The 22,884-nt window shown below is 32.0% G+C and carries 28 protein-coding genes; 6 read left to right on the top strand and 22 right to left on the bottom strand.

Features of this window, described 5'->3' with window-relative positions:
* Positions 1-31: 31 nt before the first annotated feature.
* The 13 genes from ACWNT5_RS00615 to ACWNT5_RS00555 form a co-directional block, all read right to left on the bottom strand.
* Positions 32-616, bottom strand: coding sequence for an Imm50 family immunity protein (locus ACWNT5_RS00615; RefSeq protein ID WP_456516301.1), 585 nt, complete (start codon positions 614-616; stop codon positions 32-34).
* Positions 617-641: 25 nt separating this feature from the next.
* Positions 642-902 (bottom strand): hypothetical protein, encoded by a 261-nt coding sequence (locus tag ACWNT5_RS00610; protein WP_299602962.1) that lies wholly within the window; start codon positions 900-902, stop codon positions 642-644.
* A 23-nt stretch (positions 903-925) separates the two neighbouring features.
* Entirely contained in the window at positions 926-1,993 is a 1,068-nt protein-coding gene (locus ACWNT5_RS00605) for a hypothetical protein (RefSeq protein ID WP_299602961.1), read from the bottom strand.
* The gene (locus tag ACWNT5_RS00600; RefSeq protein ID WP_299602959.1) at positions 1,990-3,270 is read right to left on the bottom strand and encodes a hypothetical protein; all 1,281 of its coding nucleotides are present in this window, start codon (positions 3,268-3,270) and stop codon (positions 1,990-1,992) included. Before ACWNT5_RS00600 ends, ACWNT5_RS00605 begins: the two co-directional genes overlap by 4 nt.
* 6 nt (positions 3,271-3,276) lie before the next feature.
* Positions 3,277-3,648, bottom strand: coding sequence for a DUF6678 family protein (locus ACWNT5_RS00595; RefSeq protein ID WP_299602956.1), 372 nt, complete (start codon positions 3,646-3,648; stop codon positions 3,277-3,279).
* A 46-nt stretch (positions 3,649-3,694) separates the two neighbouring features.
* Positions 3,695-4,687 carry an SH3 domain-containing protein gene (locus ACWNT5_RS00590; protein WP_456516300.1) on the bottom strand — a complete coding sequence of 331 codons (993 nt, stop codon included), beginning with the start codon at positions 4,685-4,687 and terminating at the stop codon, positions 3,695-3,697.
* A gap of 1 nt (position 4,688) precedes the next feature.
* On the bottom strand, positions 4,689-5,120 hold the full coding sequence (locus ACWNT5_RS00585) for a hypothetical protein (protein ID WP_299602951.1): 432 nt from the start codon (positions 5,118-5,120) through the stop codon (positions 4,689-4,691).
* Between the two features lie 26 nt (positions 5,121-5,146).
* The gene (locus ACWNT5_RS00580) at positions 5,147-5,521 is read right to left on the bottom strand and encodes a hypothetical protein (protein WP_299602949.1); all 375 of its coding nucleotides are present in this window, start codon (positions 5,519-5,521) and stop codon (positions 5,147-5,149) included.
* Positions 5,508-5,882 carry a hypothetical protein gene (locus ACWNT5_RS00575; protein WP_299602947.1) on the bottom strand — a complete coding sequence of 125 codons (375 nt, stop codon included), beginning with the start codon at positions 5,880-5,882 and terminating at the stop codon, positions 5,508-5,510. Before ACWNT5_RS00575 ends, ACWNT5_RS00580 begins: the two co-directional genes overlap by 14 nt.
* Positions 5,879-6,244, bottom strand: coding sequence for a hypothetical protein (locus tag ACWNT5_RS00570; RefSeq protein WP_299602944.1), 366 nt, complete (start codon positions 6,242-6,244; stop codon positions 5,879-5,881). Before ACWNT5_RS00570 ends, ACWNT5_RS00575 begins: the two co-directional genes overlap by 4 nt.
* 109 nt (positions 6,245-6,353) lie before the next feature.
* Positions 6,354-6,647: a DUF7677 family protein gene (locus ACWNT5_RS00565; RefSeq protein WP_299602941.1), complete on the bottom strand. Its 294-nt coding sequence runs from the start codon at positions 6,645-6,647 to the stop codon at positions 6,354-6,356.
* The gene (locus ACWNT5_RS00560) at positions 6,644-7,963 is read right to left on the bottom strand and encodes a PA3715 family protein (protein ID WP_299602939.1); all 1,320 of its coding nucleotides are present in this window, start codon (positions 7,961-7,963) and stop codon (positions 6,644-6,646) included. The genes ACWNT5_RS00565 and ACWNT5_RS00560 overlap by 4 nt, the downstream gene beginning before the upstream one ends.
* 60 nt (positions 7,964-8,023) lie before the next feature.
* On the bottom strand, positions 8,024-8,434 hold the full coding sequence (locus ACWNT5_RS00555; protein ID WP_299602936.1) for a hypothetical protein: 411 nt from the start codon (positions 8,432-8,434) through the stop codon (positions 8,024-8,026).
* Positions 8,435-8,474: 40 nt separating this feature from the next.
* Between ACWNT5_RS00555 and ACWNT5_RS00550 the strand changes: the two genes are divergently transcribed.
* Positions 8,475-8,609, top strand: coding sequence for a hypothetical protein (locus tag ACWNT5_RS00550; protein ID WP_456516299.1), 135 nt, complete (start codon positions 8,475-8,477; stop codon positions 8,607-8,609).
* A gap of 12 nt (positions 8,610-8,621) precedes the next feature.
* Here the strand turns inward: ACWNT5_RS00550 and ACWNT5_RS00545 are convergent, their stop codons facing one another.
* The 8 genes from ACWNT5_RS00545 to ACWNT5_RS00510 form a co-directional block, all read right to left on the bottom strand.
* On the bottom strand, positions 8,622-8,984 hold the full coding sequence (locus ACWNT5_RS00545; protein ID WP_299602931.1) for a hypothetical protein: 363 nt from the start codon (positions 8,982-8,984) through the stop codon (positions 8,622-8,624).
* A 10-nt stretch (positions 8,985-8,994) separates the two neighbouring features.
* Positions 8,995-9,255: a hypothetical protein gene (locus ACWNT5_RS00540; RefSeq protein ID WP_299602928.1), complete on the bottom strand. Its 261-nt coding sequence runs from the start codon at positions 9,253-9,255 to the stop codon at positions 8,995-8,997.
* A complete protein-coding gene (locus ACWNT5_RS00535; protein ID WP_299602925.1) occupies positions 9,245-9,514 on the bottom strand; it encodes a hypothetical protein in 270 nt (89 codons plus the stop codon). Before ACWNT5_RS00535 ends, ACWNT5_RS00540 begins: the two co-directional genes overlap by 11 nt.
* A gap of 149 nt (positions 9,515-9,663) precedes the next feature.
* On the bottom strand, positions 9,664-10,050 hold the full coding sequence (locus ACWNT5_RS00530; protein WP_299602922.1) for a hypothetical protein: 387 nt from the start codon (positions 10,048-10,050) through the stop codon (positions 9,664-9,666).
* Between the two features lie 12 nt (positions 10,051-10,062).
* Positions 10,063-10,629, bottom strand: a complete 567-nt coding sequence (locus ACWNT5_RS00525; RefSeq protein WP_456516298.1) for a hypothetical protein — start codon at positions 10,627-10,629, stop codon at positions 10,063-10,065.
* A 130-nt stretch (positions 10,630-10,759) separates the two neighbouring features.
* The gene (locus ACWNT5_RS00520) at positions 10,760-11,497 is read right to left on the bottom strand and encodes a LytR/AlgR family response regulator transcription factor (protein ID WP_299602916.1); all 738 of its coding nucleotides are present in this window, start codon (positions 11,495-11,497) and stop codon (positions 10,760-10,762) included.
* Positions 11,494-13,659: a tetratricopeptide repeat protein gene (locus ACWNT5_RS00515; RefSeq protein ID WP_456516297.1), complete on the bottom strand. Its 2,166-nt coding sequence runs from the start codon at positions 13,657-13,659 to the stop codon at positions 11,494-11,496. The genes ACWNT5_RS00520 and ACWNT5_RS00515 overlap by 4 nt, the downstream gene beginning before the upstream one ends.
* Positions 13,660-13,785: 126 nt before the next feature.
* Positions 13,786-14,817, bottom strand: coding sequence for a LacI family DNA-binding transcriptional regulator (locus tag ACWNT5_RS00510; RefSeq protein WP_299602910.1), 1,032 nt, complete (start codon positions 14,815-14,817; stop codon positions 13,786-13,788).
* Between the two features lie 131 nt (positions 14,818-14,948).
* Here ACWNT5_RS00510 and ACWNT5_RS00505 point away from each other — a divergent pair, with 131 nt between their 5' ends.
* The 5 genes from ACWNT5_RS00505 to ACWNT5_RS00485 all read left to right on the top strand — a co-directional run bounded on the left by ACWNT5_RS00505 (position 14,949) and on the right by ACWNT5_RS00485 (position 22,374).
* Entirely contained in the window at positions 14,949-17,612 is a 2,664-nt protein-coding gene (locus ACWNT5_RS00505; RefSeq protein ID WP_456516296.1) for a TonB-dependent receptor, read from the top strand.
* An 84-nt stretch (positions 17,613-17,696) separates the two neighbouring features.
* A complete protein-coding gene (locus tag ACWNT5_RS00500) occupies positions 17,697-19,001 on the top strand; it encodes an MGH1-like glycoside hydrolase domain-containing protein (protein WP_299602905.1) in 1,305 nt (434 codons plus the stop codon).
* Between the two features lie 26 nt (positions 19,002-19,027).
* Positions 19,028-19,630 (top strand): GNAT family N-acetyltransferase, encoded by a 603-nt coding sequence (locus ACWNT5_RS00495; protein WP_299602903.1) that lies wholly within the window; start codon positions 19,028-19,030, stop codon positions 19,628-19,630.
* A gap of 4 nt (positions 19,631-19,634) precedes the next feature.
* Positions 19,635-21,242, top strand: coding sequence for a sodium:solute symporter (locus tag ACWNT5_RS00490; protein WP_299602901.1), 1,608 nt, complete (start codon positions 19,635-19,637; stop codon positions 21,240-21,242).
* Positions 21,243-21,252: 10 nt separating this feature from the next.
* Positions 21,253-22,374: a glycerate kinase gene (locus ACWNT5_RS00485; protein ID WP_299602899.1), complete on the top strand. Its 1,122-nt coding sequence runs from the start codon at positions 21,253-21,255 to the stop codon at positions 22,372-22,374.
* An 83-nt stretch (positions 22,375-22,457) separates the two neighbouring features.
* Here the strand turns inward: ACWNT5_RS00485 and ACWNT5_RS00480 are convergent, their stop codons facing one another.
* On the bottom strand, positions 22,458-22,808 hold the full coding sequence (locus tag ACWNT5_RS00480; protein ID WP_456516295.1) for a Fur family transcriptional regulator: 351 nt from the start codon (positions 22,806-22,808) through the stop codon (positions 22,458-22,460).
* Positions 22,809-22,884 lie beyond the last annotated feature (76 nt).

Here is a 22,884-nt window from a genome sequence, read left to right as displayed (position 1 = left end):
TGTTATTTCGAATGTAATATTGGGTTCTCTTTTAGTATCCTAAGTCATCAGACACGAATTCAGCTTTTACATTGCTGCAAATTACCGTGCCATGTAATCCTTCCATACTATCAATTTCAACTTCAATTCCATCTTGATGATTCCGAAAATCGAGTTGGAGTATGATGTTGTTTTGAGTATAACCCTTTAATTCGTTTTCTTTTATACCACATAATGTTAGTTTCATTTTCTTGTTTACATGAGTGAGCTCAATTACTAAGATGATGTCGTTATTTTGTTCTTGAAATGCTACAATCTTATCATAATGACAAGCAGGAAACATTTTTGTTATTTTGATTACTTCTAAGGCTCCTTCAATAGAAGTTAAAGGAGAAAAAAGTAGCTGAGCTTTGATATTACCAATTATTGATTTTTCATACTGTACACTCATATACACTTCTAAGACATTCTTTTCTATAGATTTTAACGTAATGATAAAAGATTGATTTTGAGAATCTCTCGCCATCAATATATCAAAGTTGTTATACGTCAAAACCTCTTCAGATTCATACGTTAAGTGATATGCATCTTGTACTTTGAAACAATCTAAAACTTTTATGTTGCTTTCTTTTGTCAATTGCTTTTTATTTTAAAATAAAGCTCTATTCTTCCTCTTTAAATTCACTTAGCATTAATTGGTATGCAGCTTCTATTCTTTCTTTTTCTTCTTCATTATAAGTGTCTAAACTCACGGTTAGTTCTCTAGCTTTATCTAAAGGAATATTCTGATTCGTTTGCACGAAAGCTACGCATCCTAAAAAGGAAACTCCTTTGTTTTTTAATTCTGAAACTTTTTCAGAAAGAGATTTTACATCTTTATATCTGTATGCGGCGGCTTCTTTTTTTATGTCTTCTAAATTCATGAATTAATATGTATTGGTAATGGTTAATACAAAAGCATTCCTAAATCAGTCCAATTATCATCTTCCGAAACGGTATACTCGAAATCAAAAATTCGAGAACCATCATTTTGCATTTGATGTAGTCTTTTGGTTGCTTTTTCTAAATCATCTACATAGATATCAGTTTTAAAGCCTTTGTATTTGGTTTCAAAACCTCTATCTGCTTTTTTTATAATTACTATATGCGCTACGCATACTTCACGAAGTTTTTCTTTAAAATATGCTTCGACATCATTAAAGCGCATTGTTCGTAAATCAACTTCTTCCGACTGAATGACAAAATGATATTTACAGATGCTTCTAAACTTGTAGAAAGCATAACTAATATCTGTCCAGCAAAGTCTGCTTACTTCTGGATTAGACAAGGTATACATAGCAATATCCTTCTCAGGATAAACGATAGTATGATTGTTTTTAATGGTATCCCAATTTACTTTTAAGTTTTCATTTAATACTTCTACTATCCTTCCAAAACCTATTCGATGCTTTCCTTCATAAAATATAAAACATACGTTTTTACACAACTTTCCTTTAAATATCTCTTTATTGACAATAGAAATTTTGGTCATCACCCCTTTTTCTCCGGGTTGAACGGTGTCCTGATTTACATAGATTTGCTGCCCAGTAGTTATATGATCTGGATATTCATTAAATTTTATATGAGGTCGATAGCCCGATGATACAGCATTTTTTCTACCACTTTCATCAGGATGGAAAAACTTCAATTCTGCAATGAAATCAGTAGTAGAAAAAACAGTCGTATCTTTTATTCTAAAAGAAATGTGTTTAAGATCAAAGATCTGAAAATCATGTATAATCCAATCTTTATGTTCAACACTCCAATTATAAGCATCCAGTTTTTCTGTTATATCATCTAATAATTCTCCAATAACAAAATTATTTACCAGTTCCTCAAATTCGGTTATAATACCGAGTAATTCAGTATCAAAAGAATGAGAAAGTATGATTCCTTGTACTAGGTTATCCGTACGGCTTTCTACTTTAATTTCTGCCTTCTGTTGTTTCGTTATGTCTTGGATGATTAACTTCATTTCTTACAAAACCTTGATGCATACAATTTTAATTTTTCTTGCATGTCTTCATGTAATATTTCCATACTAAAGTTCTTTGTTCCTTCTAATTTAATCATGGTTTTGTCCATAGATTCATCACAGGTATAGATATAGGTTTCATAATATTCATCAGACAATTGTTCGTTTACAAACATCTCTACTTTGAAGGTTACCTTACCATTATCTGGATTGGATACTATTTGGTGTTCAGAATAGGTCATTGCACAACCAGAACCACAAGAAATCACAAAGGAATTATTGGTTTTTTTAGAAGATATTAAAGTAATATTTTGATCATTATAAGAAAACGTATCTGTATACATATTTTCTTTTACACTTCCTCTTCGTGTATTGATGCCTGTGAATTGATAATCTATCTTTATGATTTGCTCTGTTATATCTGTAGTTATATAAATCTCATCAAATGTTGTTTGTATGGTTGCGGTATTGGGTATTGTTGGGCAGCTTTGCAATTTTTTTAATGCTAAGGTGTCTGTTGAAAACCATGTCCTCAAAAATCCAAGATGTTTCTCTGAACATTGATATCCTAATTTTAACTGAGTTAATATTTTACAGTTAAGATTACTTCTGTTTTCATTTGCTTTCCCATCCCATTCGCATTCATTTCCGATAAAAGTTGTAACGTAGCCTAAAGCAGCTCTTTCGGGTTCGGTAATTCTCCCAAGGTATTCATTGTTTAAAACAATGGTGTTAATGTCTGTTCCTAGCGCTTCATCATACAATGTTTCTCTCCATAAAACTTTTATTTTTTGATTGGTGAATTGTTCAGCATTGATTTTTTTGAATGAGATCAAAAATGGTTTTGTGTACGTGATTTCGGGATCTCCTGCTTCTTCTAGGATTTTTAATTCCCATTTGATTTCTAATGTATCTCCTGTAGCAAGTTGAGAAATACCATCAATAGTGTAGCATATGTCTGTCGTATCCTTATTTTTCTTTGCTAAAAAATACCAGTAATCATAATTATCATCAAAGCTTATAAAGTTAATTGTATCAGTATAGGTTTTACCTAATTCAAGATATTCGTTTGGTCTCAGTTTGCTAGATAAGAGGGTAAGACTATCTTCTTTTTTTTCTGGTTCCTCATTGGTCAAGCTATCATTTTTTGTTTGTTCTTTTGTTAACTCTGTATTAGAGGTTTTTTTTTCAGAAGTTTCAGAATTGTCTTTGCAGGCATTCAGACAAATGCATAAAGCAATGATGGTAGGAAAAAGTATTTGTAATTTTATGTTCATGTTTCTTTATTTATATCCATAGATTTTTAATTCAGCTTTAGATGTTTCATATTCAAATAGCTTCCCTTCTTGAAGCTTTTGTTCTAATTCTTCAATATTTTGAAATTCAGTTTTTAATGAAATTAATATCCATTCAATCTCTCTCAATTCGAAAACACCCCAATATTCTTCTATATATTTTTCTTTAATCAAATTATTAGAGTTAGGTATGGAGAATGTTCTAATTTTAGCATCTAAAAGTAGTTTCACTGTACACTCAAATTGAAAATTTATTCCCTTCAATATAGCGAATAAAGCTTTCCATTTTGTTGTATTCATAAAGCTTGCTTTTAGAGCAATTTCTCTTTCTAATTTTTGTTGGTGTTTTTCAGCTTTCAATCTTTTAGTCATTTAAAAACTTCTAGTGTTTGGAGAAGACGTATTCTTATTTCAGTTTTATTTGTCCCTTGAAACAGTCTGTTTCTCCATGGATTTCATCTTTACTGTAATATTTTGTTCTGTATATAAAGGAAGTTTCATTTATCCAATAAAACTCTTTAATAACACAATGGTCATCAATCAGATCAAATTCAGTTAGATATTCAAATTCTCCTTTGACTTTTCTTTGAAAAAAGTAGGAGATACATTCTTGTCCACCAAAGATTCCATTTAAACGAAGCGTTTTTTGAGGTGAATGTACAAAGTAATCTGGGTTTCCAATAGTTCCTTCTGTTTCACCAGTTTTAATCGAAAACGTTCTATCACTTGTATGTCCTCCTTCTAATACTAATATATCATATGCTGGATAATATCCAGACCATCCTTTTGAAAAGCCAATTTCCTCAGAGAAGAATTCATTTAGTATAAGCTTTTGTCCGTTACTAATGGTGATACTTTTGATTTGATCTTCTCTTTTGTAGTCCTCATTCTCAAATTGTGATACCCATTCTACTCGATTCTTTAATATCGTTTTAATCGAATCTAAATCACCAATCTTTTTGGATTTTTCAATTGGTTTTGAAGCCTTTTTAAACAATTCATCATATTCGGTTTTAGGTATTCTTGATGAGTTAATAATGGCATCGTTTTCATTTTTTTTTAGGTATCCATCAAAAACAAACCCTTCTTTTTCGTGAGTGTCAGTTTCTTTAGATATGATATAAGGGTAGTTACTATACTTTATTTTAATCCATTTTCCAGTGATTTCTATTCCATTATCGATAATGGTCATTTCTTTATCTGTATCAGCTATTTTCTGCACTATAACTCCATAGGGAATCTTAGCCATTTTTTTTGCAGATAATTTATTGCTGGAACGTACATTTAATCCACTTTTTGCAGTGACGAAATAATAATCTTGTGCGTTTCCACTCACAAAGAATAGTATTAATAGTGTAATCGCAAATACTCTTATAAATATCATTTTATCTAATAACATATCATTCTTTATAAAACGAATCGATCAAGTCGAACATTTCTTGTCGAGTTGGATCTTCAGGAAATTTTTTGTTTAAAATTTCATGGAAAAATAGTTTATAATCAGAAACTAGTTCATTAAAATCTTCATTAGTCAATTGATCAAAATCTTTTATACTATCAGGAAATGCTCGCGACAAAATTTGGTCATAAATATCTTCTTCTGGCATATGTTTTTGCCAATCGTCTCCTGTGTTTTCCCAAATACTAATCAATCCTAATAGACGTAATGGATCACCTCCTGCAAATTGCCTTGTACCTTTAATAGCCCAAAAATCAAAATTCTCTTCATCCGCATGTGGAAGCACAAATATTTTATAACCTTTGGATTTTACAATGCTTAGTGCCAAATTATATGTATTCATAGCATCTGCTATTTTGCAACCTTTTTCCATTACTAGTTATTTAATCTCGTTTACTATTAACACTGTACTTCACCTGTTTTTAGATTAATCGTTCGTGCTTTTGCATAGGATACCTCCATGTTTTCAAGATCCCAAGTTACATCTACACTAAAAAGTAATACAGAACAATTTTCATTGTCACTACTTTTTCCAATGATAGTGCCTTTAGCATCTTTTAAAACCACAGTAACTTCAGAACTTGTGCCTCCATCGCCAGGCATGGTAGATGAAAAAATATTCGGTTCTTTAGTAATAACTAATTGATACTTCCCATCAGGACTGTAATACGTTCTAACTTCTTTTAAAGCTCTATATTGGTTATAGATCAGCCAAGACGCAGTAAGCAACAAAAAAATCACTAAGAATGGTAGATTTTTCTTATTTAGTTTCATAATACTCGAAAGACTGTTTAAGGTTATATTTTCTTATAATTTCCTTTTCCCAAGAAAGGTACTCCTCTTTAAAATCATTGAAATCACTTGGGATTCCTTTTAACCAATACATATGACCATGAAGACAATTCATAGCCCAATGGTATTCTAATTCATGTCCTAAAAGCTCTACTTCGGTGCGAGATTGAGGAGCTTTTTTTAAAAAAGAAGCATCTAATTTTTCCTGAGCTTCGGCATACGTAACTTTTCCATATTGTACCATAATATGTTTAATCAGTTCGCAGAAAGAGTAATGGTTAAAGATTACAATCTCTTCCTCATCTTCAAATCTCAAGTTATCCTTTGGATGTTCCGATTTCATAATGCTGCCGCTTCTTTAAAAATGTACGCTACTACTTTTCCGTTTTGGTGTGTAATGTTTCCTATGATATTTTCATCTTTTAGTTTTAATTGTAATTGGTTTGCATATGTGTTTTCTATTTCCTTTGCAATAAAATCCACTTGTATAGCATCATTAGATGCTAGTTTCCAATTATAGGTTCCTATTTTGTGATTAGATTCTTTATTACAAGAGGATATTTCCATTTCGGATATATGTATTTGTGTTTCTTCGAATTGAAGTATTAAATAGATTTCACTTCCAGCGCAAGGGTTATCATCTGGAGTTTCCTCATAGATAACACCGACTTTTGCGATCAATTTTTTATGTAAATGATTTTTCATTTTCTGGGAAAATCCAAAAGAAAAACATAGGCCTAATAATATGGTTAAGAGGAAGTTTTTATTTTTCGTAATAGTATATAATAGATTCATTTTTCTTGTTGATATTGTTTTAGTATAATTCGATTTCCCAATCCTCGTACGGAGGTGCTACTTTAAAATTAGGATCACAATAGGATCGAATATAGTCTACAGCTCTTTTTTCAGCATATTTTGCGTTTAGTACGGTACCTTCTGAATCTAATTCAATAACATTAGCGAATATCGCATATGCTTGTTCTATAGCGCTTGGTTCTTCTCCATATAATTTAAGGTAATCAATATCTTTCAATTGATAATGCGTGCCGCTTGCCATAAAATATGCAAAGGTTCGTAAAGCTCCACTAAAGGATTGACTTAACTTCATTTTTTAATTTCTTTATAGATTTTTCCATCAAATTTTAGGACCACATCTTTCTGAGAAAGAATAGAATCAATTGGATTGCATTCTCCATTTTTATCTTCAGCAAAAATGCGTTGTGTATTCTTAGTTTTAATTACTAAATCAAAAAGCTCATTAGTTGTAACGTTGTCAACAACCAATGAATTATCGATTATGTTGAATTGAGCATGACACGAATTAAGATTTACTTCTCCCGTACTTTCGTAAATGGTATAATTATCCAATATTTTTTGGATACCAAAATCATCTTTCATGAAAAGAGATAATGTGGAGGTATTATAAGGATTTGGTTGTGATTGTGTTCTGTGTTTTAGTAGAACACCAAAAGCACTTTTTGATTCGGATAATTTATAATGTGTCGTATCTATAGAAATACCATCAATAAATACAGCATCCGAAAACCAGCCATTTGTTTCTGAACTTTCAAAAAAATTATGAGTAACCTTGCCATTTTTAGGGTTTACAATAACAATATGACTGTTTAATCCATACGCTTCATCGTCATCATCGTATTCTTCAGCAAGCTCAGATAGCACCATAATAAGCTCGTTAATGTTAGCGGAACTAATTTTCGTTCCTTCTAAATGCACTCTAGGTTTTTCTAATCCTAATTGTTGTACTACTTTTTCAAAAAGTTCAGATTCTTGTGATGTTGTATTAACCGAGTTTGTTACTACTGGTTTAATATTACCATTTTCAGTTATTTCAAAAACTTCGATGGTTTCTTTCTTTTCATCCATCCAATCTATATAGGTGGTAGTGATGATGTTGTTTTCAATTTTTGACTTTCTTTGAAAAGCTCCTTCAGCAGTTTCATCATAAGCGATTACTTTAGCATCTATGATGTTTCCATCTATATTATAATTAATGAGCTGCGATTCCATTTCATTTTCTCCCTTAAAAATGACAATCACTGCCGAGTAAAATTCTTCTGAAAATTCTAGTTTGTAAGAAGGAGTAGCTTTATAATTATATCCTTCTTTATAAAAATTAGGATATATTTTATAGAGTTGTAAAGCCGCTACTTCTTCTTTAGTATAAATCTTGAAATCATCCTTATAGCTGTCAAAGGTTGTACTATCAACAATGGGTGTTTTTCTTATAGACAAATTTTTGATAATGCTATGGAAAGTGGGATCTGTAAATGATTTTTGTATAGTTGTTATGGGGGCTTTTTCCACGAGTGTGTCTTTAACTTCACTCTCGGTTTTTGTTTTTTCTTTTGGTTCATCCGTACAACCTAATATTAGAAATATGAATAGTATATAAATAGTTTTCATCGTATATGGTTGTTTACTGAATTGGTTTCTCTTGCTTTTATTTAAATTACATTTTTATTTCTAGAAATTATGTTTTATCATATCTGTTTTCGATACATATCCATTCTCATAATAATCTAGCTTTCCACAAATGCTTGTATTCGTGTTTTTACAATCTGTCATTGTAAATATCGCAAGTTTGTATTGCGGATACATGGATAAATCTTCAACGATCATACCTCCAAGATCTTCTTCATTATCTATGAAATATGCTGTTCCAGAATCTCCAAAAGCTAGAGGATTCCAATTTTTATAGTATGTATAAAAACGCAAGGAATACTGAAAACTATCTTTAAAATCTGTTTTTTGGTGATATTCTATTAAATTTTGTCTCACCACCTTTTTAATAGCCTTGTGTAAACTATCTTTTTCTTCAACAGCGTGTTTCACCAAATATAAATCTGGATATACTTTAGATTGAATAAATTCCATGTTCACAAAAAACATTCGATGGATAACAAAACTTAGGCATATGAATACAACTATCGATGATATTATGGTTACTCTTAGTTTTTTTGCAAAACACCATTTTAATAATCGATACACTAAAAACAGAGATGTCATGATTAGTGCGATCACAAATAAAATGAGTATTATTTCCATCTGATGCTTCTTTGTTTTAGTGCTTTTTCGCTTTATTCTGATCTAATACTAAGGTTTCGATTTTATCTACTATTTCTAGTCTGTTTTTGCTTTCAAAAGAAAATTCTGGCATTAAATTTCCTGGTACTTTTTCAGTTATTTTCTTTTTAGTATTGTACTTTTCAATAAGTTGATAAACTTCCAAAATATAGCTGCCATTAAGATCACCTTTTGGATACCATATCAACTCTATGTTTTTATTAGTTTGTGTATTAGAAATCGATAATAAAGTTGAACTCGAAAACTCATACAAACAATTTTCTTCATTAATATCTTGCTCGTAAAACAAATTCCAATGTACTTTCCATCCTGCTGGGATTCTTAGAGGTTGTAATTTCATATCACTATTTTTAATCCCAAACACGCATCGAAAGTCCGCAATAACCAGTGGCTATATCTAAAACATCATCGGCTCCATCCTGGATAGATAGGTTGTCAGGATTTTCTGTTTTTATTTGGTTTAATAATGCTACAACTTTGTTTTGTGTTCCTCCATTATTTTTATAATTCATCAAAATATCACGAACTTCTTGCGTAAAAGCATTCCCTTGTTTAATATGTTCCAAGAGTATTTTTTTAAGTTGTTCTGTATTCATTTTTTTAGATGACATCTATTACTTTTTCTAATAAAAAGTGGGTGCCTGCCACAATCAATGCGATAAAAAAGAGCAATACCACTCGAACTAACAGAGCGTTCTTATTATTTTGTAATTTCTTTTTTGGATAAAAAATATCGAACAGGATGAAAAAGAGTGCTATAACGATACCCACAGCAAGTCCTACATAAAATAACCCTAAATTATAGAAGATGTATAGTATATATCCTATTCCTTCTTTTGTAATGTTAAAAGGTCCGACAAGAATTCTCATATAACAAATACCTAACATTATGGATATAATTGTCCAAAAAATGTATGCTATTATTTGTTTAAATATCTTCATTAATTGATGTATAGGTAATTTTTCAATCTTTTGTAAAAACGATTTAATAATTGCACATTATTATAAGTTAATCTAGGTTAAGTTATTACTTTACATACAATTGTTTGCAGTTCTTCAAAAACCTTTTTCTGAGAAGGAGCAAGAATAATATCTTTTATTTTTCCCGTCAGTATTTCAATAATATCTCTTCTTACTTTCACACTTTTTCCAAAATATGCGTGCATCATTTTGTTTGGTATAATATAGTTAATTTTAACTTCATTAGTGTTTGTTAAGTAGAGTTTAATAGCATGCATTGCACTTTTTTTGATTACAATGCATTGCGCCATTTGTCCATTTGAATCTCTCCGTACTTCCCAAGAGTCGTATTCTTTTGTAGCACTAAGTGTGGATATCGTCTTTATAACTTCATACAAAGCATCTAAAGAAATGTATTCGTTTGTGGTTGTAATTATTTTTTCCATTTTGAGTTTATTTTAATAATGCATTTCGATTAGGTTTCCATCTAAATCATAGTTGAATCTAAAGTTGGTGTCTCCATCTTTAGGTTTTAGATTCACGTGGTATTCTGTTTTAGAAGCATCTCCATTTTTAGGAAACTTTATAAAAGCTATGTTTAGCAAAGGGTTTTTAATGCCTTTTTCGTTTTGCAATTGGATACTGGATTTTTCGACCAATTCGCCTAGTTTTGGTAGATTGATTTTGTTATTTAATTGAAACATAAAGTCTGCTGCCTTACTTCCTTCTGGTACTTCTAAGGATATTTCAGAGTTTTGTTTCCAAGTAGCTTGTAATAAATTCCATTGTCCCATTTTTAAGGATTCTGGTGCTTTAGTAACTGTAACACTTACAATATTTCCAACAGCTGTATTATGGGTGATAGATAGTTCGGTGAAATAAGCATTGTTGCCAAATTTGTCTTTCAATTCTTTTTCTATGGCAGCAAAACCTTTTTTATCAGCAGTATATTCATCTCCAGATCCACAAGAGATGATTATTATTAGTATAGAAATGATGATAGCTGCATTGTGTATAACTTTCATAGTAGTGTTATTTTAGGTTAACACTGCTAAAAGTATAGTGTAGAGTTGCATTAAAAAATAGAGAATCTATTTTCGCTGCTTTAGAATCTATAAGTGTGGATTTTTATAAAAAATCTGTAAATGTGAGGTGTTAACTTTTATTCCAGCGTAAGAATAGCTCTAGGAACTGTTCTTTTTTTCGAGTGGATACTGGTATCTTTTTTCCGTTTTTCAGATAGATAACACCTGACTTATCATATTTGTCGATAAAATTTAAATTAACAATAAATGATTGATGTGGTCTGGTGAAATGAGTTTGCAAAAGACGCTCCTCAAACTCTTTTAACGTTTTAGAAACCACATATTTTTTGTTATTGTTACAATAGAAAGTGGTGTATCCTTTATCTGATTCACAAAACAAAAGTTCTTCTAGATTTATAACTTGAAAGCTATCGTGTAACGAAAGTATAATTTTGGAGTACTCATTTTTTAAAGCATCTTTGGCAATTTTTAACTGTTCTTTTTGGGTATTGATGGGCAGTTTAGTAACTTTCTCTAGTGCTATTTCCAATTCTTCGATGTCAACAGGTTTTAGCAGATAATCTACAGCTCCAAATTTTAAGGCTTGTAATGCATGTTCTTCAAACGCAGTAATAAAAATAACTTTAAATGACAAGTTTTCCGTCTGGGTTAGGAAATCAAAACCAGTGCCGTCTGTAAGGTTAATATCTAGAAAAACCAGTTCTGGCTTACAGGCATTTGCTACAACTACAGCATCTTTTACAGATCCGCATTCTCCAATGACTTCTACAGGTGTTTCGATAAGTTGCAATAGATTTAATAAGCCTTTTCTGATAAATTCTTTATCTTCTATAATTAGTGCTTTCATAAGTCTATTACTGTTTTATAAGGTATAACCAAAATAACGATTGTTCCTTGCTCATTATATTTCTTTCGATCTTCTATCACTACTGAACCTCGTTTTTTGAATTCTTTGGAGAGCATCTTCAATCGTTCAGAGGTTATGGCAGTGGATACTGAATTTTTATGTTGGTTTGTACTTGGTTCTTTTGCATCGATTCCTATCCCATTATCTATAATTTTGCAAATCAAATCTTCATCTTTATACAATATCTCTACTTCAATGATTCTTTTCTCAGGTTGATTCTCAAAAGCATGTTCGATTGCATTTTCTACAAATGGTTGAATTAACATTGGTGGAATTTGAAATTCAGAGGTATCAATGGTGTCCTCAACATGTATACTATATTGGAATAAAGAATTTTCTAGATTTTGAAGCGCCAAATAGTTTTCTACAGCTTTTAATTCTTCTGAAAGGGAGACTGTTTTTTCTCTAGAGTTTTCTAAGATGAGTCTCATTAGTTTAGAAAACTTAGATAGATAAGTAATTGATTTTTTTTCTTCTTTATCCAAAATCATCCCTTGCAAGACAGACAAAGAATTAAAAATAAAATGAGGAGTCATCTGAGATCTTAATAATTTTTGCTCGATTAGGATGTTTTGATTTTTAGCATTTACATGTCTCAATTTCAAAATGAAGATAATACTTCCTAAAACGATGGATATTAATAGGATGATGATAATCGCGATAAAAGAATTTCGTTGCGATTTCTCTAAATCGTTGGTGGTGGTTTTTACAGTTTGCGTAAGCTTGAGTTCTCTTTTTTCAGCGGATTCTAATTCGTTTTTATATTTGTATTCATACTCTATTTCTGTCATCTTCTGAATATTTTCTCTGTTATAAAGACTATCATCGAGTACTTTTAGTTGTTGGTTGCTGATATACGCTTTTTCGTGCTGTTCTAATTCTTTGTTTATTTTGGAAAGTAATTCATAAGCATTTCTTTCATGAATTAAGAATTTATATTTTTGAGATAGTTGAGCTCCTTTTTCGGCATTAGTTAAGGCTAACTTGTATTTTTTCATATAGTAATATACCAGAGACATACCAATGTAAGATTCAGTCAAATCATATTGCTTTTGGCTAATCGTAGTTATTTTCTGTGCTTCCTGAAAATTAGCTAAAGCCTTTGGATAGTTTTTAATTCCTATATAAGCATGTCCTAACCCATTAAGACTAATTGCTAACTGTTCATTATTTTTAATCGTTCTGCTAAATTCAATAACCTCTGTGAAATAAGGGATTGAGTTCGCAAACTCTTTTTTATCAATAAAGATAGCGGCTATATTATTTTTAATAGCATAAATACTTCTGGTATCACTATTACTATTTTTTATTGCCAGTGCCTGATTGTAAAAATTTAATGCCTTATCATACAATTTCTGTTGCCTATAAATGTTACCAATGTTATTAAAAGACTTGAAAATGCTGCTGTAATCTTTATTTTTTTCGGCAATTTCTAAGGATTTGTTTTGGTATTCTAGGGCAAGAGGGTAATTTCCTTGATCTTGATATACAATGGCAATTGCATTTAAACAAGTAATGATACCATATTGATTCTTGGTATTGGTATATAGCTGCAATGCTTCTTGAAAATTGGTAAGCGCTTCTTCGTTTTTTCCAGTACTGGAAAAAATACTACCAATATTATAAAGATAATTCGCTAGATTTTTTTTCTCACCAAGTTTCTGATCTATTTCTAAAGCTTTTTCAAAATATTCTAAAGCCGGTTGAAGGTTTCCTCTGTAGTTATTTAAAACTCCCATCGCATTATAACAACCCGCTAATCCTCTTAAATCACCTATTGCCGTATATAGTTCTATAGCTTTTTCATAATTTCCAATAGCTATTTGGTAATTACTTCGTTCCATATAGGTGATTCCCTTCATATAAAAACTACGAGCTTTTCCTTTTGTGGATTGTATTTCGTCGGCTAGTTTTCCAGCTAATTCAGCATATTCTAAAGATGTAGTTGGGTTGTTTCGATAGTTATAATAGGCTAGATTATTTAGTATTCTTACACGAATTGTATCTTTTTGAAGATGAATTTTTAATTCATTTTTCAGACTATCAATAACGTTTTGTTGGGCTTGTATGCTTTTTGGAATAGATACAAGCAGTAAAAACAAAAAGATAATCTTGTAATAAGAATACATAAGTTGTAGATCGTAGTTTTTAAAAATCCTTGAAAATAAAAATACACATAATCTAAATAGCATGGTTGATTTACGTCTATTCCAAATAGAAACAGCTTTTTAGGATACACTAAAAGTTGATTCCCGAACGATTAATTCTGTTTTGATTTCGATAGTTTTTTTTACAATAATATCGTTATCATTTTCATTTTCAATTTCCTGAATGAGATATTTTGTTGCCGTTTTTCCAATAGTATTTCCTGGTTGATTTACTGTGGTAAGATTGGGCTTGATTATGGTTGCGTTTCTAGAATTGCTAAAACCAACAACGGCAATATCCTCAGGGATTTTAATATTAAACTTATTCAGAGTTTGTATGACACCAATAGCAGCACTATCCGTTATGGCGAAAATTGCATCGGGTCTTTTTTTAATACTCAATAAAATATTAGCCATTCTTTTTCCTTGTGTTAAAGAGATGTCATCAACACTAATGATTATTTTTTCATCAACTTCTATTTGATGTTCTTTTAAAGCTCTTAAATATCCTGCATATCTTTTTTCTGAAGTATATGAGAATTCTCTTTCTTTAATGATTGCAATTCTTTTCTTACCTATATTAATGAGATGTTCCACAGCATTAAAAGCAGCTTCTTCATCATTGATGGTAATCTGAGTACAAGGAATTTTATCAGAGACTTTATCGAATAAAATAAGTGGAAGTGTATCTATAATAGGTAAGATATTTCCAATATCTCTGGTCATTTTTGTTAAAGACGCTAATATACCATCTACGCCAAACTGTATCATGGTATGGAACATTTCATTTTGTTTATTGACATCATCGTTGGATTCTGAGATAATAACACGGTATCCTTGTAATGAAGCTTGTTCTAGAATACCTCTAACGATTGTTGCAGTAAAATAATGAGTAATGTTAGGTACAATTACACCAATGATATTTGATTTATGTTTTCTAAATCCTTTAGCGAAAATGTTAGGGATGTAGTTTTTGGATTGTGCAAGCTGTTTCACTTTGACTTTAGTTTCTTCACTTATATCAGGATGGTCATTTAGCGCTCTAGAAACTGTAGAAATGGAGAGGTTTAAAGCCTGCGCTAACATTTTCATGGTGGTGATTTCTTTTTTCATAATGTGGAATTCATGGAATCAAAATGCAAACGTTTGCGAAAACGTTTGCATACAAAAATGATAATTTTTTAGTCTTTTTTATAAGATTATAGCAATAAATTTAAATCATATTTCACATAAACACATTTATAATGAAAAAAGCTATCACTTTATTACTGTGTGCATTTAGCACAATAGTAGTATTCTCGCAAACAGAGATTTCAGGAACTGTTACAGATAACGCAGGTGTGCCTCTTTTAGGAGCGAACATCACTATTTTAGATAGTAATTCAGGAACTGTATCAGATTTTGATGGAAAATTCAGTTTTTCTACAAATCTTACCGGTTCAAAGAAAATACAGGTTTCTTTTTTGGGGTTTAAAACCTATACAGAATCCATTGAGCTTAATGGAACACCAATAATACTTCAAATTACCTTACAAGAGGGTAATACCCTAGATGAAGTTGTACTTACTGCCTCTTCTACGTTTAGATCACAAAAGCAGGCACCTTTATCCATTAGCTCTAAAGGAATAGAAGAAATCACAAAGTTATCAGCCAATAGCCAGGCAGATATCTTAAGAGATGTACCAGGTATTACTGCAGAAGGTGGAGGAGGAGAAACCGCGACGAACTTATTCGTAAGAGGACTTCCTTCTGGAGGTCAGTATGTATTTAATCCATTGCAGTATGATGGAATGCCACTAATCAGCACCTTTGGTTTAAATTCTTCCGCACATGATGTATATGCTAGACCTGATATCGGTTTCAAAGGAGTAGAATTTGTACGTGGTGGTGCTGCCGTACTATACGGTGCTGGATCGGTTGCTGGTATTATAAACTATACAAGTAAAACAGGGGATACGAATGATGAAACTTTAATTAATGTTGAATATGGAAATAGGGGAAGACTAAAAACAGACTTTTATACTGGAGGAAGATTAGGTGGAGAAGATTCTAATACTTATTACGCCTTTACAGGTTTTGTAAGAAAAGATAATGGTCCTATTGAAACTGGATTGGATACCAGAGGAGTGCAGTTTAGAGCGAATATTAAAAAGAAATTTAATAATGGTTCTTTTACAGTGCATGGACAATTTATCAATGATAGAGCACAGTTCTTTTTACCATTGCCGCTACAAGGAGGATCTAGAGAGCGTATTAGAGGAAATGACGGAGATGAAGTAGAACAACTTTTATCAGGAGAACTAGCGAATACTTCTTTTCTAACACCAGGAGGCGTATATCAAAGTCCTATCGATGATGGTGTTTTTACTCGCGGAGGATATCTTTTAGCAGATTTTAATTATAACCTAACCGATAATTTGAAGTTTAAAGCGAAAGCAAAGTATGCTAATTATCAGCACAATTTTGCTTTATATGTAGGAGGTAATGGTAATTTCGGAAATCCAATCACATTGGATAATTATGTGGCTGAAGTTGCTCCTGGCAACACAGGTTTTGATGCTACTTATCAAGGTGGATCTGGAGAGCAGATTAATGGAACCGATTTGGTGGTAGAAAACCTACACGTAGATCGTTTACGACCGATGACCGATTATTCAGGAGAAGCAAACTTAATACTGAAATCAGGCGATGGAAATCATACTTTTACATTAGGTACTTTTCTGGGAAGAACGGAAGCCGAAGATGTGAATTTTCAATACAGAGTACTTTCTGAATTTAATAATAATCCACGATTGGTAAATTTAAGTTATACCGAAGCAGGAGGAGGTAATGTGATTTATTCTGATGGAGGGTTGTATAACAGAATAGGTATGACTGCCAATAATTTTCTAACTCAAAGTAGAACTGCTTTTTATTTTACTGATGAAATGGTATTTGATAAATGGCGTTTTGATGTTGGACTTCGTATCGAAAATACAAAAGGTACTTTTAGAAGAGGAGGATTAGAAGAAACACAGGTATACGAGGATCCTGAGTTAACAGCAGATTTACAAAATGTAAGTTTTGCAGATGGTAGTTTTACAACTGGTGAAATTGATGATACAGCTTGGGCGATTTCTTTAGCTGGATTATATGAGTTGACAGAATCTACTAATCTGTATGCGAATTTTTCTAGAGGATTCTTCTTTCCACAGCAAAGAGGTTTTGCACCTACACCAGGTATTAGAGATACGAATTATGAAGCAGAAACTATTATTCAAGGAGAGTTAGGAGCTAAGTTTGGAACAGGCGCTTTTTCTGGTTCGGTAGCTGGTTACTTTGTCAACCTCAGTGATCGTATCAGAATTGATCAAGCCATATCTGGAGGACAATTAGTAGACCAAGCCAGAAGTGAACAAACAACGAGGACTTTTGGATTAGAAGCTACAGGGCAATACAGATTAATAGATGATCTTACTATTAATGCGACACTTACCTATCAGAATCATGAGATTACTAAAAATGAAACAACAGACTTAGTAAATAATACTACATCTACTATTAATGAAGGAAATGAAATCGGTAGACAACCTAACTTTTTAGGAAGTTTGGGAGTCAATTATGATAATTCCAAGATTGACGCCAATTTTACCTTAAATCATACGGGTGCTAAATTTACCGATGATTCTAATAACGTAGAACTAGATGCTATTTCTATAGTAAGAATTGGAGGAGGGTATACTTTCGAAACGCAAAATACGAACTCTATAAGAGTTGGACTTTCTGTATTTAATTTGTTCGATAGTGATGGACTGACTGAAGGTAATCCTAGAGCGGGAATAGCTGGGCAATCGGCAGATGGGGAATTTTTCTTTGGAAGGCCTATTCTACCACGTAGATTTTTCCTAACCGCTACCTATAGTTTTTAAACCATTTAATGAATTTATGATAACTAAGACATCACTTGTAGCTCACTGCAAGTGATGCACTTTTATTAATCCACAAGAATTGTTATGAAACCATTAGAGAAAAAAGCAATTGAAGTTTTGAACAAAAACTGGAAAGGTAACTTTAGTATACCATGCGAGAATTTATATCCTTTTCAGTGGTTTTGGGATTCCGGTTTAATTGCAATTGGCTTTGCGCATTTTGATATGTCCAAAGCGGAAAAAGAAATTTTTACATTACTAGACGCGCAGTGGGATAATGGTTTTATTCCGCATATCGTTTTTCATAGTGAAACGGATTCGTATTTTCCTGGAGCTGATTTTCATCACTCAAGTTTGCATCCACAAGCATCCAAAAAATATAAAACCACAGGGATGACCCAACCTCCGGTAACAGGATTTGTATTGGAGGAATTATATAGAATTAGTTCTGATAAAGAAGCGACTCTTAATTTTATAAAGACGGTTATTGATAAAGTATATTTTAATCATGAATATTTTTATAATAACAGAGATCCTAAAGATGAAGGATTAATTTATATATACCATAATTGGGAATCAGGAACAGATAATTCTCCGATCTGGGATGATATTTGGGAGACTATGAATCCTCCAGAGTACACTTTTGAAAGAAGAGACACTACACATGTAGATGCATCACAAAGACCTTCGAAGAGAGAATATGATCACTATTTACATATTATAGAAATAGCAAAAGAGCATAACTATAATGACCAAAAAATTGCAGAGCTATCGCCATTTTTGGTACAGGATCCACTATTCAATGCTTTATTAATAAAATCTAATGAGTCCTTAATTAAGTTATATCATCTTATAGAGAATAATGAGGAAAAAATTAAACAATTACATAACTGGCAGAGCAAGGCGATACATTCATTCAATACAAAATTATTTGATGAAGAAGTTGGGGCATATATACATTATGATCTAAGGAATGAAAAGCCTCTTAAATATTTGTCTTCATCGTCATTCTCACCTCTGTTTGCAGGTATTCCGAATAAGCAAAGAGCTACTTCTATGATCAAGTTAATGCTGGATAAATTTGGAGGTGATCATCAATATTTATGCGCTTCTTTTGATCCCACTAGTGATCGGTTTAATCCTAAGAAATATTGGAGAGGACCTGTGTGGATAAATCTAAATTGGATGTTATATCGTGGGGTATCAGAATATGAATATGTTGATGTTGCGGAGCGTATCAAAAAGGATAGCATTGAAATCATAGAAAAGAATGGATTCTATGAATATTTTGATTCTAGAAAAGAAATCCATGAAAAAGAAAATGCAGGATATGGCGGTAACAATTTTTCTTGGAGCGCGGCATTGCTTATTGATTTAATTCGTTCGTAAAGATCATTGAAATTAAAAATGGGAAAATGTTAGATTTTTCAAAAGACTATATACTAGAAAATGATACGGTAAGATTGTCTCCGTTACAAAAGAAACATGTAAAGGAGCTTTCTGTGCAATCAAACGATCCTGATATCTGGACTTATTTGTTAGAAAAAGGAAGAAGTTTTGAGCAATTAGAAGTATATGTTTCTCAGGCTTTAGAGAATAGAAAGGTCTCAAAAGAGTATCCGTTTATAGTATATGATAAAATCCAAGGTAGATCGGCAGGAACAACTAGATTGTATGATTATTCCGAACAGTTAAAGATCATCAAATTGGGGCATACATGGTATGGTAAAGATTTTAGAGGGACTACGGTAAATAAGAACAGTAAGTATCTGTTACTAGAATTTATTTTTGAAAATTTAGAAGTAGAGCGTGTTGGATTTGGTGTGCATGAAGAAAATCAAGTAAGCCTATCTGCATTAAAAAGTTTAGGTTGCATAGAAGAAGGGGTGTTACGAAATTTTATCCCTTCTTTAGACGGAACAGGAAGAACTGATATTGTTTTATTGAGTATTTTGAAAAGTGAATGGATGCATTCTATAAAACCTGAATTACGTAAGAAGTTAAATATAAAAGCATAAACTTATGAATTATATAGATTACATCATTATAGTTGTTTATTTACTGGCTTTTTTGGGAATAGGATACTTTTTTAAGGAAAATAAGAATTCTAAGGATTACTTTCTAGGAGGACAATCCATGAGTTGGTTTCCTCTTAGTTTGTCTACGATGGCCACACAGTTGTCCGCCATTAGTTTTATTTCTGCGCCAGCATTTGTGGGTTTAAAAGAAGGAGGAGGATTGCAATGGTTAACATATGAGTTTGGAGTTCCATTAGCAATGGCTTTTTTGTTGGTTGCTATCATCCCTTCATTATATAATTCTGGTATTGTTAGCGTTTATGAATTTTTAGAAAAACGTTTTGATGCTTCATCCAGATTGTTAATAAGTTTTGTATTTCAGATAAGCAGGTCAGTCGCAACTGGTGTTATGGTGTATACCATGGCACTTATCTTACAGGCTACGATAGGGATTGATTTCTGGATTTCTGTATTGTTAATTGGTATCATAACAATGATTTATTCGTTTCAAGGAGGAATGAAAGCTGTGATTTGGGGAGATGTCATACAGATGTGTATTTTGTTTTTTGGGATCATTGTTTGTTTAATATATGGTATAAGCGAATTAGGAGGTTTCGAAAACTTCTTAACTCATGTCGATAAGGATAGGCTAACTGCAGTTGACTTCTCGAAATGGGGTTTCAATAATGCCGATAAAAATGACGAATTTGGTTTTTGGCCTATGGTGATAGGAGGGATCTTTTTATATGCTTCTTATTATGGGACAGACCAAACACAATCTCAGCGATTACTATCTGCTAAAGGGATGCCTACTATAAAAAGATTATTATTGGCTAATGGATTACTTCGGTTTCCAGTTACACTTACGTATTGCTTAATGGGATTGGTTCTAGGAACTTTATTGATCCAAGATATAGGTTTTCAGGAGCTAATGGATGTTGTCTATCAAGATAACATCAGTAGTTTAGAAGGGAAGCGTGCAGATCTAATGGTACCAGTATTTATTATAAAATATCTTCCTAATGGTATTATAGGAATTCTAATTGTGGCCATTATGTCTGCAGCCATGTCATCTTTAAGTTCTACTGTAAATTCATTATCGGCAGTCACTTTAGAAGACTTTATAAAAAGGTTTAAGCCAGATATGCCAGATAAGAAATATGTTACGTATTCTAGATTGCTCTCAGTTTTCTGGGGATTGGTATGCTTGTTTTTTGCATTTTTTGCTGGAAACATTGAAGGTACGGTAATCGAAGTGATTAATAAGATTAGTTCTATATTCTATGGACCTATTTTGGCAGCATTTATATTAGCAATTCTTACGAAAAAGACGCACGCAATTGGAGCTAATATTGGTATTGTAGCAGGGGTGCTTTTTAATATGTTGCTGTGGTTATATGTGCCTGAAGTATTTTGGTTTTGGTGGAATGCGATAGGTTGTATTGTTACTATCGTTGTTGGATATACTTTAAGCTTGGTGATAAATGGAACCCAAAAAGAAGGTTTAAAGGTTGTATTCTACAAAGAAGGGAAACGTGAAGTTATCATACTTTTAGTGTATTTTGTAATTATATGTCTTTTAGCATTATCTATTGTTAAGATTTTAAGCTAATTTGTTTACTATGAAGATAGTTTTAGCACCAGATAAATTTAAAAATTCACTAACAGCTATGGAATTTTGCTTGGCTGTAGAAAGAGGTATTAAATCAGTTAAATCAGATGTAGATATTGTAAAATTACCATTAGCTGACGGCGGAGATGGCACGATAGAGGTGGTGAACTATTATTTAAACGGAGAAACGGTAACCATAGAAGTAAATGATCCTTTTTTTAAGCCTATAAAAGCATCCTATTTATATTCAGAAACTAGCCAAACTGCATTTATCGAAATGGCAGAAGCTTCAGGAATGAAGTTATTGAAAGAAGAACAGTTTGATTGTAAAAATGCAACGACTTATGGTACTGGAGAAATGATTTTAGATGTCATAAATAAAGGAGCGACTAAGGTGATTTTAGGATTAGGAGGCAGTGCTACAAATGATTGCGGTATTGGTATGGCGGCTGCTCTTGGATATCAATTTTTAGATAAAAAGAATCAACCACTACAACCAATTGGAGCGAATTTATCTAAAATAGCATCGATCAATACAGATGGGGTTACACCTAAATTAAGTCACGTACAATTTCAGATTGCTTGTGATGTAACAAATCCATTGTATGGAAAAAATGGAGCCGCATTTACTTATGCTGCGCAAAAAGGAGCAAATTCACAGGATATTGAAATGTTAGATAAAGGATTACAAGACTTTTCGGTAGTGTTACGTGCTGTTTTTAATGTAGAACCACAATCTGTACAAGGAGCTGGTGCCGCTGGTGGAATGGGAATTGCGTCTAAAGTATTTTTAAAAGGAACCTTAGAACCTGGTATTGAGTTAATCAAAAAACTTGCAGGATTTAATGAAAAAATAGAGGATGCAGATTGGATCATTTCTGGAGAAGGGAAGTTAGATGATCAAACACTATTAGGTAAAACAATTCAAGGAGTTACTACGGCAGCAAAAGATAAAAATATTAAAGTAGCAGTTTTTTGTGGCATAATTGAACTAAATGAAGATAATGTCACCAATTTCAATATTTCGTATGTAGATGAAGTCATAAAATATGCTACAGGAATAAAAGATGCAATGAGTAATGCAGATCACTATTTAGAAGAAATCGCTAAAAAGTTTATGAGTAAATTTTAGGAAGATAGAAGAAACCGTACTCTTTTATAAAGAAGTCTGTTGGTGATTTTTATATAGGTACTTAGTTGAATATTTATTCAATGTTAGGGAATACAATTTTTACACTTACCTGTTAAGAGTAAGGCTGCAGATTCTATATTGTACTTATAAACTTCAGGAATGGAAATACTAATGGGCAAACACTCAGTTTTACCACATTCATTACATTGAAAATGTGGATGAATATCCGAAGGATTTGTATGTGAGCAATGAGTCAATGCATACCATCTAAGTCCATCTTTTCCAATAAAGGAATGCAAAGTACCTTCAATTTCTAGACGATCTAGAATGCGGTATACAGTGGATTTATTCATTTCGGTTTTGAATTGCTCCACCAATGCTATCGTAGAGATAGCAGTTTCGCACTGATCAAAAGCGTGAAGTAATCTATTCACAGATTTAGTTTTTCTAACTACTCCCATAGAAACAAATTTATCGCAACTAAGTTGCACTAGCAAATTTTTTTTGATT

The organism is Aquimarina sp. 433 (genome assembly GCF_054054605.1).
The sequence above is the reverse complement of the archived record's forward strand: the minus strand, read 5'-3'. Positions and strand labels throughout refer to the sequence as shown.

What these genes read in the sequence shown, in the direction of transcription:
- ACWNT5_RS00610 (WP_299602962.1), bottom strand. Translation starts at nt 902, where the DNA reads ATGAATTTAGAAGACATAAAAAAAGAAGCCGCCGCATACAGATATAAA.
- ACWNT5_RS00605 (WP_299602961.1), bottom strand. Translation starts at nt 1,993, where the DNA reads ATGAAGTTAATCATCCAAGACATAACGAAACAACAGAAGGCAGAAATT.
- ACWNT5_RS00600 (WP_299602959.1), bottom strand. Translation starts at nt 3,270, where the DNA reads ATGAACATAAAATTACAAATACTTTTTCCTACCATCATTGCTTTATGC.
- ACWNT5_RS00590 (WP_456516300.1), bottom strand. Translation starts at nt 4,687, where the DNA reads ATGTTATTAGATAAAATGATATTTATAAGAGTATTTGCGATTACACTA.
- ACWNT5_RS00585 (WP_299602951.1), bottom strand. Translation starts at nt 5,120, where the DNA reads ATGGAAAAAGGTTGCAAAATAGCAGATGCTATGAATACATATAATTTG.
- ACWNT5_RS00580 (WP_299602949.1), bottom strand. Translation starts at nt 5,521, where the DNA reads ATGAAACTAAATAAGAAAAATCTACCATTCTTAGTGATTTTTTTGTTG.
- ACWNT5_RS00575 (WP_299602947.1), bottom strand. Translation starts at nt 5,882, where the DNA reads ATGAAATCGGAACATCCAAAGGATAACTTGAGATTTGAAGATGAGGAA.
- ACWNT5_RS00570 (WP_299602944.1), bottom strand. Translation starts at nt 6,244, where the DNA reads ATGAAAAATCATTTACATAAAAAATTGATCGCAAAAGTCGGTGTTATC.
- ACWNT5_RS00565 (WP_299602941.1), bottom strand. Translation starts at nt 6,647, where the DNA reads ATGAAGTTAAGTCAATCCTTTAGTGGAGCTTTACGAACCTTTGCATAT.
- ACWNT5_RS00560 (WP_299602939.1), bottom strand. Translation starts at nt 7,963, where the DNA reads ATGAAAACTATTTATATACTATTCATATTTCTAATATTAGGTTGTACG.
- ACWNT5_RS00555 (WP_299602936.1), bottom strand. Translation starts at nt 8,434, where the DNA reads ATGGAATTTATTCAATCTAAAGTATATCCAGATTTATATTTGGTGAAA.
- ACWNT5_RS00550 (WP_456516299.1), top strand. Translation starts at nt 8,475, where the DNA reads ATGAATACAACTATCGATGATATTATGGTTACTCTTAGTTTTTTTGCA.
- ACWNT5_RS00545 (WP_299602931.1), bottom strand. Translation starts at nt 8,984, where the DNA reads ATGAAATTACAACCTCTAAGAATCCCAGCAGGATGGAAAGTACATTGG.
- ACWNT5_RS00540 (WP_299602928.1), bottom strand. Translation starts at nt 9,255, where the DNA reads ATGTCATCTAAAAAAATGAATACAGAACAACTTAAAAAAATACTCTTG.
- ACWNT5_RS00535 (WP_299602925.1), bottom strand. Translation starts at nt 9,514, where the DNA reads ATGAGAATTCTTGTCGGACCTTTTAACATTACAAAAGAAGGAATAGGA.
- ACWNT5_RS00530 (WP_299602922.1), bottom strand. Translation starts at nt 10,050, where the DNA reads ATGGAAAAAATAATTACAACCACAAACGAATACATTTCTTTAGATGCT.
- ACWNT5_RS00525 (WP_456516298.1), bottom strand. Translation starts at nt 10,629, where the DNA reads ATGAAAGTTATACACAATGCAGCTATCATCATTTCTATACTAATAATA.
- ACWNT5_RS00520 (WP_299602916.1), bottom strand. Translation starts at nt 11,497, where the DNA reads ATGAAAGCACTAATTATAGAAGATAAAGAATTTATCAGAAAAGGCTTA.
- ACWNT5_RS00510 (WP_299602910.1), bottom strand. Translation starts at nt 14,817, where the DNA reads ATGAAAAAAGAAATCACCACCATGAAAATGTTAGCGCAGGCTTTAAAC.
- ACWNT5_RS00505 (WP_456516296.1), top strand. Translation starts at nt 14,949, where the DNA reads ATGAAAAAAGCTATCACTTTATTACTGTGTGCATTTAGCACAATAGTA.
- ACWNT5_RS00500 (WP_299602905.1), top strand. Translation starts at nt 17,697, where the DNA reads ATGAAACCATTAGAGAAAAAAGCAATTGAAGTTTTGAACAAAAACTGG.
- ACWNT5_RS00495 (WP_299602903.1), top strand. Translation starts at nt 19,028, where the DNA reads ATGTTAGATTTTTCAAAAGACTATATACTAGAAAATGATACGGTAAGA.
- ACWNT5_RS00490 (WP_299602901.1), top strand. Translation starts at nt 19,635, where the DNA reads ATGAATTATATAGATTACATCATTATAGTTGTTTATTTACTGGCTTTT.
- ACWNT5_RS00485 (WP_299602899.1), top strand. Translation starts at nt 21,253, where the DNA reads ATGAAGATAGTTTTAGCACCAGATAAATTTAAAAATTCACTAACAGCT.